The organism is Amphritea sp. (genome assembly GCF_016744155.1).
Classification (GTDB): Bacteria; Pseudomonadota; Gammaproteobacteria; order Pseudomonadales; family Balneatricaceae; genus Amphritea.
The window spans coordinates 53,490-66,389 of sequence record NZ_JADGEW010000016.1 but is presented as its reverse complement, the minus strand read 5'-3'; the positions used below and the strand labels follow the sequence as shown (position 1 = coordinate 66,389).

General features: G+C 47.7%; 11 protein-coding genes. 5 read left to right on the top strand and 6 right to left on the bottom strand.

Features of this window, described 5'->3' with window-relative positions; all coding sequences use genetic code 11:
- Positions 1 to 130: 130 nt before the first annotated feature.
- From QZZ54_RS12690 to QZZ54_RS12680, 3 genes are all read left to right on the top strand, one after another.
- Positions 131 to 1,168: a GlxA family transcriptional regulator gene (locus QZZ54_RS12690; protein ID WP_290703060.1), complete on the top strand. Its 1,038-nt coding sequence runs from the start codon at positions 131 to 133 to the stop codon at positions 1,166 to 1,168.
- A gap of 52 nt (positions 1,169 to 1,220) precedes the next feature.
- Positions 1,221 to 2,222: a GlxA family transcriptional regulator gene (locus tag QZZ54_RS12685; protein ID WP_290703059.1), complete on the top strand. Its 1,002-nt coding sequence runs from the start codon at positions 1,221 to 1,223 to the stop codon at positions 2,220 to 2,222.
- 89 nt (positions 2,223 to 2,311) lie between these two features.
- Positions 2,312 to 3,301: a 2-oxoglutarate and iron-dependent oxygenase domain-containing protein gene (locus QZZ54_RS12680; protein WP_290703058.1), complete on the top strand. Its 990-nt coding sequence runs from the start codon at positions 2,312 to 2,314 to the stop codon at positions 3,299 to 3,301.
- Between the two features lie 226 nt (positions 3,302 to 3,527).
- Here the strand turns inward: QZZ54_RS12680 and QZZ54_RS12675 are convergent, their stop codons facing one another.
- Both QZZ54_RS12675 and QZZ54_RS12670 read right to left on the bottom strand, forming a co-directional pair.
- Entirely contained in the window at positions 3,528 to 4,634 is a 1,107-nt protein-coding gene (locus QZZ54_RS12675) for a mandelate racemase/muconate lactonizing enzyme family protein (RefSeq protein ID WP_290703057.1), read from the bottom strand.
- A 1-nt stretch (position 4,635) separates the two neighbouring features.
- Positions 4,636 to 5,742, bottom strand: a complete 1,107-nt coding sequence (locus QZZ54_RS12670) for an alcohol dehydrogenase family protein (RefSeq protein WP_290703056.1) — start codon at positions 5,740 to 5,742, stop codon at positions 4,636 to 4,638.
- A 186-nt stretch (positions 5,743 to 5,928) separates the two neighbouring features.
- Here QZZ54_RS12670 and QZZ54_RS12665 point away from each other — a divergent pair, with 186 nt between their 5' ends.
- Positions 5,929 to 6,852 carry a LysR family transcriptional regulator gene (locus QZZ54_RS12665; protein WP_290703055.1) on the top strand — a complete coding sequence of 308 codons (924 nt, stop codon included), beginning with the start codon at positions 5,929 to 5,931 and terminating at the stop codon, positions 6,850 to 6,852.
- A 33-nt stretch (positions 6,853 to 6,885) separates the two neighbouring features.
- Here QZZ54_RS12665 and QZZ54_RS12660 read toward each other — a convergent pair whose 3' ends face one another.
- Together QZZ54_RS12660 and QZZ54_RS12655 are read right to left on the bottom strand one after the other, a co-directional pair.
- Positions 6,886 to 7,578, bottom strand: coding sequence for a 2-hydroxychromene-2-carboxylate isomerase (locus tag QZZ54_RS12660; protein ID WP_290703054.1), 693 nt, complete (start codon positions 7,576 to 7,578; stop codon positions 6,886 to 6,888).
- 76 nt (positions 7,579 to 7,654) lie between these two features.
- On the bottom strand, positions 7,655 to 8,305 hold the full coding sequence (locus tag QZZ54_RS12655; protein WP_290703053.1) for a DUF480 domain-containing protein: 651 nt from the start codon (positions 8,303 to 8,305) through the stop codon (positions 7,655 to 7,657).
- Between the two features lie 172 nt (positions 8,306 to 8,477).
- Between QZZ54_RS12655 and QZZ54_RS12650 the strand changes: the two genes are divergently transcribed.
- Positions 8,478 to 9,110, top strand: coding sequence for an MOSC domain-containing protein (locus QZZ54_RS12650; RefSeq protein ID WP_290703052.1), 633 nt, complete (start codon positions 8,478 to 8,480; stop codon positions 9,108 to 9,110).
- A 26-nt stretch (positions 9,111 to 9,136) separates the two neighbouring features.
- Here QZZ54_RS12650 and QZZ54_RS12645 read toward each other — a convergent pair whose 3' ends face one another.
- Together QZZ54_RS12645 and QZZ54_RS12640 are read right to left on the bottom strand one after the other, a co-directional pair.
- Positions 9,137 to 11,098 carry a sigma-54-dependent Fis family transcriptional regulator gene (locus QZZ54_RS12645; protein ID WP_290703051.1) on the bottom strand — a complete coding sequence of 654 codons (1,962 nt, stop codon included), beginning with the start codon at positions 11,096 to 11,098 and terminating at the stop codon, positions 9,137 to 9,139.
- Between the two features lie 443 nt (positions 11,099 to 11,541).
- Positions 11,542 to 12,870, bottom strand: coding sequence for an alginate export family protein (locus tag QZZ54_RS12640; RefSeq protein ID WP_290703050.1), 1,329 nt, complete (start codon positions 12,868 to 12,870; stop codon positions 11,542 to 11,544).
- Positions 12,871 to 12,900 lie beyond the last annotated feature (30 nt).

Sequence of the window (12,900 nt, the reverse complement as noted above, 5' to 3'; positions counted from 1 at the left end):
TTCACAGCAATATTAGTATGTTTTATTTCGAAAAATAGCACTGCCTTCAACCGCTTCGTTTTAGGCAGTGTGACTTGAAAATGTTTAATCACCAGGCTTGCTAACTGCCCAATGGGTCCGAGGTATAACGATGAATATCACGCAATATAAACACCATTCCGACTTTACTTCTGAGCCTGCCAGTTTGCAGATGCTTGGAGCACCCAGCAAGCTATTACGAGTGGGATTTATTCTGAATGACCACTTTTCGATGCAAGCGTTTACCGCCGCGGTCGATGCTTTAGTCACGGCCAATCTGGTTAGCTCAACTGAACTCTATTCACACCAGACCATCAGTCATGCATCAAACCCGGTAACAAGTGACCTGGGCATAGAAGTATCCGCTAACATTACTCTCGATCAAATACCATTGGAGGGAGAAGACGCCCTGGATATTTTAATCATCTGTGGCGGTTTCAGATCCTCACTCGATGAACTCCCTCCGTTGTCAGACACACTTCGAGCAGCAGATAAACAAGGTCTGACACTCGGCGGCATTTGGAACGGTGCAATTCACCTGGCCCATGCGGGTCTACTCAATGGCTTTGGTTGTGCAGCTCATCCGGATAATCACGCGGTGATGCAGGAACACTTTAGCCAGGTAACACTGTCGGCTAATGCTCTGGTTATTGAAGATAAGCGTGTTAGCTGCGCCACCCCTGCCAGCGCTCTGCAAATGATGTTAAAACTTATTGAGCAGGCACAGGGTAAAGACCTTGTAAGTGGCATACGAGAAATACTCAGTTGTGACCGGGTTGCTGAAAACGGCGAGCTCATGCTTTTCCAGCCAGGCGACAATCCTGCATTCCCCAAAGCATTGCGTCACTTGTTAGAACTGATGCGGTCTAATTTTGAGGAACCTCTACACTTGGATGAACTGGCCGCTTTTGTCTCTATGTCCCGTCGACAGATAGAACGTATGTTTCAGACATATTTAGACTCTACTCCGTGTCGCTATTACCTTGAATTACGCATAACCTATGCCCGGCGCTTATTACAGCAAAGCAATGACTCAATTATCAATATTTCAGTGGCCTGCGGTTTTCTGAGTACCAGCCATTTTTGCCACTGTTTTAAGAAATTCTTTGGCGTTTCTCCCAGTGAATCCCGACAACAGTCCAATAGCTGAAACCAATACAAGAACTATTCAATACCCGCACAAACTGCAAAGATGAAATAATATGACTCAGACACCGGCACAGAATGCATCAAAGAAAAAAGTTGTGCAGGTTAGCTTTATCCTGTTACCCGGCTTTGCCCTGACTTCTTTCTCCCTGGCAATAGAAGCTCTCAGTGTGGCAAATCTGCTTAACGATTCTGAAATTTATCAGTATCAAATCTGTCATGCCGAACCAGTCGATACCGGCAACTCAATTAAAAGCTCTAATAACGTTCCAATCGAAACCAGTGGCAGCCTCGTTTCCTGCCAACATAGTGATCTAGTTTTCGTCTGTGGTTATCGGAATGTTGCTAATTACAATAACCCGCAACTCTTTACTCTGTTACGCAATATTACCCGTCGTAAAGGTCGGATTGCAGCCTTGAGCTGTGGCAGTTTTATTCTGGCTAAAGCCGGTCTGTTGCAAGACAAAAGCTGCACTCTGGTACCTGAGTATTGCAGTACCTTTGCCGAACTGTATCCGAATATCACCTTGCAAGAGAACCTCTATACCGTCACGGAAAACCTGCTAACCAGTGCTGGCGGTACCGCTACATTGGATATGCTACTTTACCTGATAGGTCAGGATCACGGCCGAGACTTTGCCCACCATGTTTCCCAGCAGTTCCTGCAGGAACGGATCCGTAGCAGCGAAGAGATACAGACCACTCGCCGCTACCTGACCCTGCGTATGAAGTCCGCCTGTCTGGGAGCCGCCGTCGAACTGATGGAAAAGCATATCAGTGCCCCCTACTCAATCTCCACTCTTGCCGGAAAAATAGGCACTACCCAACGCAATTTGGAAACAGTTTTTCAGAAATACGAACAAGCCAGTCCAGGACGCTATTACCTGCGCTTACGCTTGCAACATGCCTGGAAGATGATCGAAGAAACTCATCTAAGTATCGCGAACATTGCCCAGGCGACAGGCTTCAGTTCACAAAGCCATTTTAGTAAATGTTTCCGTGAACAGTTTAACCATCGCCCCTCCGAACTACGCCAGGCAAATTCATCGTTTAAGTAACACTGTTCTTCGCTTTTGTTATATATGTGCAACCACCCCTTCAGCGACACTGAACACATATAAAAACAACAATTCGCAGGTATTACACAGTGTCTATCGCTTCCGCTAACCAGCTTGATTGTCGCCTTGAAAGTAAACCAACCTCATTCAGTGAAATTCCAATTATTGACGTCGCTGCATTAATCGATGGCAGCGATCCAATGAAGGTTGCCGCAGAGATCGGCTATGTCTGTGAAAATATCGGTTTTCTATATATCAAGAATCACGGTGTCGATAAGCAGCTGATCAAAAACGCTTATGCTCAAGCCGAAGCTTTTTTTAATCTGCCGCTAGAACAGAAGCAACAACTCAATATCATTAATTCAGGGCAGACACTGCGCGGTTATATTCCGATGTACGGTGAAAATGTAGATCCGGAAAACACTCGTGATTTTAAAGAGTGTTTCGATTTTGGTCTTAATGAAACAACCGTTTCCCCTTTCTTCGGCCCGAACCAGATGCCTGAAAGTCCATCGGCTTTTAAAGCAACTTTCGAGCAATATCATGATGCGATGATGACATTGTCCCGTAAGCTGATCAGTGCCATCGCTCTTAGTCTGGGGTTACCCGCGGACTACTTTAAGAAGTTACAGCAAAAGCCGATCACTATTCAGCGCCTGCTACATTACCCGCCGCAGGAGGGTAATATCACACTGGAAGAGATAGGTATTGGTGCACACACCGACTATGGTTTTCTGACCATCCTGTCCCAGGACTCTGTTGGCGGCCTGCAAGTACAGAACCGTGACGGCGAATGGGTCAGCGCACCACCGGTAGAAGATACTTTTATTGTCAATATCGGTGATCTGGTACAGACATTCACCAACGACCGTTACATTTCAACTGTACACCGGGTAATAAATACCAGTGGTAAAAAACGTTACTCAGTTCCCTTCTTTATTGATCTTGATTTCAATGCTGAGGTGAGTGTAGTGCCTACCTGTCAGGATATCGATAACCCGCCAAAATATGAGTCTTACACCTGCGGCCAGCATAAATATAAGCGCTTCGTCGACAGCTATGCGCACCTGACTAATTAAGTAGGTGCACCAAGCTCGGGTTTAAAACATCGGGCTGATCAGACAGTAATATAAGCCTAATAACTACCGGCTGGCGTTTTACTGGCTCCGAAGAAGAGAACCGGTGTGAACTTGTTTCGCTACCGGTTTTCTATCGACAGTTGTTATACCAAGATTAAAACAGACTCACCCCGACCGGTATAACAAACCGATCGGGGTAATGCACTTCTGACCATTGCAAAATTCTTTAACCAAAGCTGATCAGAGCCGTTTCATCGACCCCTATTCCGGGTTCAATACCTAGCCCTGGACCTGCGGGTAAGCTCAATTGGCCCTGCTCAATTGATATCCCATTATCCTGATCATAGTGACCATCTATATAGGGGGCAGCAATCCACACACCATCGCATAAGTTCGGCTGCATTGTTGCACCCAGCTGCAGGCAGGCGGATGCAACCAGATCACCACCCCAGCTATCATCCGAGGTCATTGGCAAGCCGGCCGACGCACACACATCACGGATAGTACGCATCTGACTGATACCACCAACCCGACTCTGTTTCATGCCGAAACCGTCCGCGGCATTATCACTGATCGCCCTCAGCAGCGTATTCAGGTCGACAATCACTTCGTCCAGATAGAGCGGATGATTGATATGCTGTCGTACAGCCAGACATTGCTCGTAAGTCTGACAAGGTTGTTCCAAGACAAAACGCTGCTCCCGGCATGCATGGGAAAGCTGAATGGCATCCCGCGGTAACAAACCACGATTAGCATCAACCGCCAGCACTGTCCCATTTCCCAACACCTCAGACACTTTACGTACCGTGGCGATATCTTCTTCCAGCTCCCGCCCACCAACTTTAAGTTGCAAACGTCGAAAGCCCTGTGCCTGCTTCTGTCGCGCGATCTCGACAGCCTTTTCAGGTGAAGTCAGACCGATGGCATAATAAGAGGGTACCTGTTCCCTAACAGCCCCACCCAGAAGATCACAAATCCTTGCCCCGTAAACTTTACCGGCAATATCCCAAAGCGCCATATCGATCGCAGACTTTGCGTAAAGACTACCGCACAGGGCCTGATTCATTACATCGTAAGCACGATCAATTAAAAGCGGGTTTAAGCCAATCAGATAGGGGCAGATCTCCTCCAGAGCCGCCCTGCCCCCTAGCATATGCTGGGGCTGATAAGCCGACCCTAGCGGACAAAACTCGCCAAAACCAGTGACGCCGGTATCGGTTGTGATCCTGACCAGGGTTGAATCAAGGCTGGTCAGCTCCTGCAGAGCCATACGGTAAGGCTCTCCATTAATTGGCAGCGACCGGTGAAATATTGAAATTTCTACAATTCTCATATTACTTGTCCTTCGGCGGCAGCAATACCAACTTGCCGATAAATTTCTTAGCCATAAATACCTGCTGTGCTTCACCGATTTCGCACAGAGGAAATACTTGTGACACCAATGGTTGAATCTCTCCCCGTTCGATATAGCCAATCAGATTCTCAAAGATATGGCGAGATTGATGCGTGCAGCCGAAAAAACTCAGATCTTTCAGGTACAGAGTCCGCACATCCATCTCGACCAACGGCCCCCCAATAGCACCGGCAACGGTATAGCGACCACCACGGCATAACAGGTCCGGGAGTTGCGGCCACTGCTCCCCAGCAACCAGATCGATGACCACATCCACAGCATCAGATCCCAACTCAGATAGCAGGTTTTTGCCTCGCGGAATTACCTGGTCAGCTCCCAATTCGCTAATCTGTTGCATCTTTTCTTCACCACAGACTGCGATAACCTTTGCACCCCGTCGTTTCACCAACTGAATAGCAGCTGACCCCACACCACCTGATGCTCCCGTAATCAGAACCGTTTCTCCGGCCTGAACATTAACGCGATCAATCATATTCTCGGCGGTAGAGTATGCGCAGGGAAATGAAGCCAGCTGCGCATCAGTAAGATCACTCTCAACTTTCAGTACCTCGTTACTACGGGCGATCGTGTATTGGGCAAAACCACCATCACATTCTGAGCCGTAAGTGCTGCATTCGTACTTTCTTACACTGCCAAATGCTTCCTGCATAGGCCTTACTAGTATTCGTTCTCCCACCCGGTCAGCGCTGACTTTTTCACCTACAGCAACTATCTCACCGCAGCAGTCTGCGCCCTGAATACGGGGTAGCTGCAATGGTGCTCCAGACCAGCTAGCATCGTCATCAACCTTTGAACCAAAGCCAACTGTTGCACCGGCATTAGTGTCTTCCGTCACTTTCTTGGAATACCAACCGATCCGGGTATTGATATCAGTATTATTGACCGCACTGGCGCCAACCCTGATTAATACCTCATCTTCTTTTGGCTCAGGCACCGGCAGATCAGTTTTATACTGCAACATCTCCAGGCCACCATGACCGGTGAGAATCACCCCTGACATTTGCTTTAGTGTTTCAGAAACAGACATACGACGCTCCATAGCTTGGAAGGGAGTTCCCCGACAATTGATCCCGGTTATCTGATAGTAGTTTAAAGACAGCAACCGGGTACTTGCCTGTTAGATTAAAAAAAAGGCATACTTCAGGCAAACGAATATTAATTAACCATCGATTCAGTTTTGCTAAATCGGTTCATGATATTTACGGAGCCCGTTTTGGAACAGATACTCGACCTTGAACTGCTACGCACCTTTGTCATGGTGGCCCGTACCGGAGAGCTAAAAAAAGCTGCACTGAAAGTATATCGCTCCCAGGGAGCGGTCAGTATGCAAATCAAAAGACTGGAAGAACTCACCGGTAACTGTCTACTTGAGCGGAGCAATCGAGGCATCCGTCTGACTGAAGCGGGCCAGACCCTGCTCAGTTACAGTGAACAGCTACTAAAACTCAGCAGTGCAGCCCTGGCTGCACTCAGTGATACAGACCTGGCAGGAAAGCTTAGCTTTGGAATTCCGACCGATTATGCCCAGAATTTTCTGAGCTTTTTCATGCCAATACTCGCTGCGGAACTACCTAACCTCGAAGCCCGTATTATCTGTGATCGCAGTCGCAACCTCAGGAAGCTAATCTCTGCCGGTGAACTGGATATCGCCATTGTTGCAGGAGAATCTGAACCTTCTGATGAGACTCTGCTCTGGAGCGAAAGGTTATTCTGGGTGGCACCCAACAGTGCCAGGCTAGAAGAACAATCACCGCTGCCCATAGCTATGTATGAAGATAACTGCATTGTGCGAGATCTTTGTCTGGCACAACTAAAAACATCAGGCCAACCCTATCGGATAGTGTTTGGTAGCCCGGTCTTAGACAATGTCGCCACCGCGGTAGAAGAAGGCTTTGCCATATCCCTGTTGCCAGAGTCACTCTTACTCAGTAATAAGACACGAACGTTACCTGCCAATATACTGCACAGCAATCTGGTCATGCGCATGAATATGATCAGCTCACCTGGCATTGATGCGCCGATCCTGAAAAGGGTTTCAGAATGTTTTCGACATGCATCTACAAACCAACAAAAAATAGCTGATAAGTCTGTCAGCCCTATCAGAAATCAATCAAGTCAAAAACAGGTTTCACTGTAAATTATCATCTGAGCGTATAGCCCATCAGCCAAACTATTTCTGATTCCCTTCAGCCTGACGTTGTACAAAGGATTTACGATCTATGCCCCGGTGCCGGGCAAGCATTTTTTCAACTCGCTCCGTATCGAGTGGATCGTTACCCTGCAGAAAGAGTTCGAGATGTTCCAGCTGATCATTACCCCAGAACAATTCATCATCAATGATAAATGTCGGCACACCAAATACATCACGGCTGATTGCCGTTGCAGTTTCCTGTTGCAGCTTGGCTTTAGTCTCTGGTGCTTCGATAGAAGCCATCAGCGCTGCGCTATCTAACTGCAGGTTATCCAGAATACCGACCAGTGTATTCCGGCATGCCAGGTCAGCCCCTTTCGACCAGCCTGCTTCAAAAATTGCACTGATAACGCGGTGCTGTTCTGTACCGCTCACCTCGGGTAATGACAAACGCAAAGCCGGTAAGGGGTTATAGGGATGACAGGCCGGAGGATTAAATTCAAAACCGTGCAATTTGGCGTAGCGATCACAGTATTTATATAGCGCAGCTTTCTTTGGCCGGACTTCAGCCGGACCCAGCTGCCCCCAGTGATCTAACAGTTTACCAAACACCACTGGATGGGCATTCAGGACAATATCATAGCGACCGCAGAGCTCATGAATTTTACGCCAGCTGAAATAGGCATAAGGCGAGATATAATCAAAGTAGAAATCCAGACTTCGAGCAGACATATGTATTCCTCAGTATCAAACAGGCTGAACGCAGTCTGACACTGAGGTGATCTGCTTGTCTATTATGAAAAGGCCTTTATTCGCCCAGTTTTTCCTGTAAATCAGCTATGATTTTTTCTAGTTCAGTGACTCGGTGCTCCAATGCTGCAATCGCATCACTGCTGGCACTGGCACGCACGACAGGCGGGCTATACTCAGACGGATCAGCCGCTTCCACTTCACCGCTAAAGAGATGAGCATAACGAGATTCCCGCTTACCGGGCTCCCGGGGCATACGCACCACCAGCGGAAACTCTTCCCGTTCACTCATTTTCTGTAGCACCGCTTCCGTCTCATGGACATCGCTAAAACTGCATAAACGATTGGTGCGGCTGCGCAACTCTCCAGGGGTCTGCGGGCCACGCAGAAACAGAGTACACACGATCGCTAACTCCTGCTCGCTCAATTTCAGCTCGGAGAATTCGGTATTACAAAATCGATGTTTAAACTTTGGTACCCGGCTACCAAAACTACCCTCTTGGCGAATCATATGCTTTTTAGTCAGTTCATCGAGAACTTCCTGCACCTCAGTATCAGACAGGCTCATGACCGGCTCTCGGTTACTCTTCTGATTGCAGGCTGTTGTCAGGGAGTTAAGGGTTAACGGGTATTGATCCGGGGTTGTGACCTCTTTTTCTATAAGACAAGCAATCACACGTGTTTGTAAAAGACTCAGATCCATATCCATGCTCTACCCCTATAAAAAATAATTAACGCTTTCATAAGGTTACTCTATTTTTGAGAAATGGCACCTTAATTCAATCGAGAAATGACAACTTTAAATACTTCCAAGGAAGCATAGTTATATTTACAGTTAGTTCCTAAACTGATGCAATCATTCGCACAGGTGAGATGAAAAGATGGACGTTTACAACGCTCAGGTTGAAGGCTTATTTATCGGTCAGTTAGCGACCATCGGCCCTGATAAAACCGCAACAGGGATCTATAAAGCCCTCTCCCAGCAACGCCATGAAGTCACAGAAATCGGACTCAGCGGTGATATACAAGTAGATAAACGGGTACATGGGGGGTCAGAAAAAGCGATCTATCATTATCCTGCCGAGCATTACGCCGTATTTAAACAAGCCCTGCCCCACCTAAGCGATAGCTTCGAGCCGGGATCAATCGGTGAAAATATATCTACCCATGGGTTATTAGATACCGAGGTACATATTGGCGACACCTTCCGCCTGGGAAGCGCCGTAGTGCAGGTATCACAACCGCGCCGCCCCTGTTGGAAAATCAACCAGAAATACGGTAACGCCCACATAGCCCCCTTTATAATGTCGGAAGCGATCTCCGGGTGGTATTACCGGGTATTGGAGACCGGCCAGCTCAAAGTGGGTGACTCGATAGAGTTTTTAGACCGGCTGGATAACAGCGTTTCGGTTGCGCAGATATGGCAGATTTTTATGGACCGACTCGAAAGAAAAGCCAGTAGAGAGCCTATACCTAAAATCCCAGGGCTGTCAGATGAATGGCGTTTTGAATAGTCAGTGTTCCTGCTTATAGAAGCAGATCACTCCTCAATCTGCTTTAGCTTTCGATACAGCGTTGCGCGACTAATACCTAACTCGTTTGCAGTGGCTGAGATATTACCCTCATTCTCTTCCAATACCTGTTGAATCGTTAACAGCTCACTGGTTTTCAAAGTGCCACAGGCCTGATTAGGAGGAATACCTCCTTGAACCGCTCGGCCCTTACTGTTGAGCTCTTCCAGAAAATCATCACTGATATGACAATTATCAATCTGCACTTCATCGGGTTCCATAAAGGCGATAGCCACCCTTAATATAGTCTCAAGCTGACGAATATTACCCGGCCAGTTATAGGCAAGTAGTTGCTTCATCATATCGGGAGCAATATCGATCTGTCGTCCATCCGGTGTCAACTGATGAAGAAAGTAACGAATAAAGTCTTTCTTGTCGGTACGATCTCGAAATGAGGGAATTCGCAGACAAACACCATTGAGCCGGTAATAAAGATCTTCCCGAAAAAGGCCTTCAGCAACTAACGCCTTCAGATCCCGGTGGGAGGCACAGATAACAGCAATATCCAGAGCAATCTCATCGCCACCACCCAGCGGGGCTATTATCCGTTCCTGTAGAACACGTAGTAGTCGAGCTTGAAGCGCCTGTGGCATATCACCAATTTCATCCAGAAAAAGGGTACCACTCTGAGCCTGCTCCAATCGCCCTATCATTCCGCCTTTACGGGAGCCCGTAAAGGCGCCTTCGCGATAACCAAACAATTCCGACTCGATCAAGCCTTCAGGTATCGAGGCACAGTTAACAGCAATAAAGGGACCACTACTTCGCCGGCTGTCCAGATGAAGTGATTTGGCCATGACCTCTTTACCCGTACCGGTTTCCCCCTGAATCAATACTGGCAATTCATGGGCAAGAGCGCGACTCCCCATCCTCACACCTTTCTGCAGACGCGGGTCCTGCCCGGCAAGTTCACTCAACGGCGGTGCATTCAGAGGTGGTGGCGCAGGCTTACTACGGTTGGATTTAGCGGGAGCTTTATAAGAGGTTGGAAAACTATTCGGAAAGTGCAGTAATTCACAGTAGAAATCGCCACCACGGGTACGTAGCTCTCCCCGACCTTTACGGTGGAGAGCGGTCAGCAAGGCTTCAGGACGAACGCCAAATAACTCTTCGAGATTACGTCCTACCAACTGTGATCGCTTACGGTTAAGTAGCTGGCAAATCTGCTCATTGGCCGCATGAATATGCCCATCCAATTCCAGTGCCAGTAAACCTTGCCATGAAGAACGAAGATATTCTGGCCGGCTGTGCACACTGAGAACAATGTGTTGCTGGAACTGCCCACTGAACATCCGGTTTTCTATCGAACGAACGGCCTGTTGAACCAGACTGAGATTAGGCGGAAGATCGCGATTATCGGTCGGTGAAGTTAGATCCAGAACTCCTAGAAGCTCCCCTTTAGGATCGGTGATGGGTGCTGAACAGCAAGAAAGATATCCAATGGAATCGAGAAAATGTTCATTGCCACGAATCATCTGAGGGGAACAGTTAACGACTGCTGTGCCCGGGCCATTGGTTCCGCGAAACTCTTCACCCCAGTTTGCCCCCGGTTCCAAAGAATAACGGGTAGCAGAATCCAGATTCTGAGTCTCACCCTTTATTTTAAGAATAGTCGCTGACTCATCGGTCAACAGCACCAACCCACCATCCGGTCTGAAATAGTCTACAAGCTGTTTAATTTCAGGATGTGCGGCTTCGATCAGCCCCCGGTTTTTGTCCCTAAGGTCATCAATACTATCTCGGGAGAGATTTTCCAGATCCAACGGAGACTCGCAGTTAAGTCCGGCATTAACACTGCGCAACCAGGAATCTTCGATTTCACTACGCAATACACCACTAGGAACCTCGCCTTCTTCAATAAGACGATTACGGGCATCCTTGACCGAGTTAATAGGGTCAGCGAAGTGAGTAGAATCTGTCGACTTCTTCATTATGCTGATCACTCACTACTTTTAACTGAATGCTTTAAACACAGGCAATCTATTTTTTTACCGTATCAGTATGATTATAGCAACCCAATAGATTTCACCCTTTTTACTTAAGAAAGCTGATTTAAGAAAAAAAAGCCACGGCACCGGAAACCAGGCCGTGGAAAACGATATAAAAGAAGGAAAGAACAAGCCCTTGCGCCTCAATAGACCCTCTGAATTTTGGGGGTCAAAGAAACTAGAGATCAAGGTAACAATGGTAAACATACGGGTTGTACGTCGACCATAATTAATCCAGAGATTCCGTTTCTTCAATCCCGCCCAAAAGGCTACCTTTAGAACACATTGGACTCATTCAATCCTTCCCAAGTTGGCCGTGAAAACCACCTTATATCGCAGCTGAAGGAGCAGGGCCTTCCTTACAAAAATGGTTAAACAATTAGTATCTAGTAGAAATACATCAATACGGCTTGCAAGTATAAATTGGCATCATCATTACCCTGATTTGCAACAACATCGTTACCATCAGGTTTGTAATAACCCACCATCGGGCTGAAAACGAAGTTATCGTTGATTGACCAAAGTGCGTACAGGTCTACCTCAGTTCCAGCTAGATCTGCAGCATCATCTTCCGTTCCAAAATCCCAATATTGCAAACCAACGGTCAAGTCATCCCGGGGCTGCACCATCAGTTCTAAACGATCAACAGTGTTGCCGCTGTTGGCAGGACCAGCATAGTTTGACGCCACTTCACCCTGGAACCAGGTACCAAAGCCCCGAGTAAAACCGAAAAACAGAGGGTCAAAGGCTTCGTTGTCGGTGGTTGAACTGTCATCTCCTGAGAACTTCGCGTGACGGTAGTTAACCGTGGGTGACCAAGGCAGATCGGTAAAAGTCCAGCCCGCTTCCGCATACCAGGCATTGCCATCATTCTTGACGGCAGTATCGCCACCAGTTTCATTCACGTATTCAAACGACAGGAATAAGTTTTCAACACCCATACTGCCCTGGCCGCGCAGGCTAACAATATCCATACCCTTGCGCTGATCCCAGATACCAAAGCCAGCGCCCTGATCCACATCCAGCACAGACATATAGCTCAGTCCCAGGGTGCCTTTTGCATCATCTACTAACTCAAAGTTAACACCGCCAATCTCTGTATCCTGATGATATGGATTATCAGACTGCAACCAAAACAGATCACCCCGCAGAGCACCCTCTGGGTCTACTTTAAGAACAGCCGTTTTATCGAAGCTTTTCTGTCCTGCCAGGTAGTACGCCCCACCCCGGTCGACATCGACACCCGGAATTCCCATATCACCCAAACTTATCGCATCACCAGCAATGATAAAACCATCGCCTAAGGTGAACTGCTGACGACCGATCGACAGATCAAACAGGCCATTACTACTCTGCCAACCGACAAATGCGTTCTCAAGCTTCAATTCGCTCTCATCACCAGAGGTATATCCACCGGCATCGCCATCACCACCGGTCCCTAAAGCGATCACTCCCAGGCCACCGTAAACGGCACCGTTTGCGATTGTATTTCGCCCAACCAGGTCACCCTTGATATAGCCTTCCTGCCAATTATTACCGCCATCAATACCGGTATAGTTTTCATCGGTTGAGAAAACTCCCGCCATACCCTCAACATTAAACTCTAGGGACTTTCCGTCCTGATCATAGACCGGTGCGGCCTGAACGGCGGCAGCAGTTAAAAGCGCACTCGCCAGTACGGTTAATTTAAAGAACATCGTGTTATTTTTTTTCATGCTCAAACTCCATAAAACTCGATAGAAAAA

What these genes read in the sequence shown, in the direction of transcription:
- QZZ54_RS12645 (WP_290703051.1), bottom strand. Translation starts at nt 11,098, where the DNA reads ATGAAGAAGTCGACAGATTCTACTCACTTCGCTGACCCTATTAACTCG.
- QZZ54_RS12690 (WP_290703060.1), top strand. Translation starts at nt 131, where the DNA reads ATGAATATCACGCAATATAAACACCATTCCGACTTTACTTCTGAGCCT.
- QZZ54_RS12655 (WP_290703053.1), bottom strand. Translation starts at nt 8,305, where the DNA reads ATGGATATGGATCTGAGTCTTTTACAAACACGTGTGATTGCTTGTCTT.
- QZZ54_RS12675 (WP_290703057.1), bottom strand. Translation starts at nt 4,634, where the DNA reads ATGAGAATTGTAGAAATTTCAATATTTCACCGGTCGCTGCCAATTAAT.
- QZZ54_RS12670 (WP_290703056.1), bottom strand. Translation starts at nt 5,742, where the DNA reads ATGTCTGTTTCTGAAACACTAAAGCAAATGTCAGGGGTGATTCTCACC.
- QZZ54_RS12685 (WP_290703059.1), top strand. Translation starts at nt 1,221, where the DNA reads ATGACTCAGACACCGGCACAGAATGCATCAAAGAAAAAAGTTGTGCAG.
- QZZ54_RS12660 (WP_290703054.1), bottom strand. Translation starts at nt 7,578, where the DNA reads ATGTCTGCTCGAAGTCTGGATTTCTACTTTGATTATATCTCGCCTTAT.
- QZZ54_RS12650 (WP_290703052.1), top strand. Translation starts at nt 8,478, where the DNA reads ATGGACGTTTACAACGCTCAGGTTGAAGGCTTATTTATCGGTCAGTTA.
- QZZ54_RS12640 (WP_290703050.1), bottom strand. Translation starts at nt 12,870, where the DNA reads ATGAAAAAAAATAACACGATGTTCTTTAAATTAACCGTACTGGCGAGT.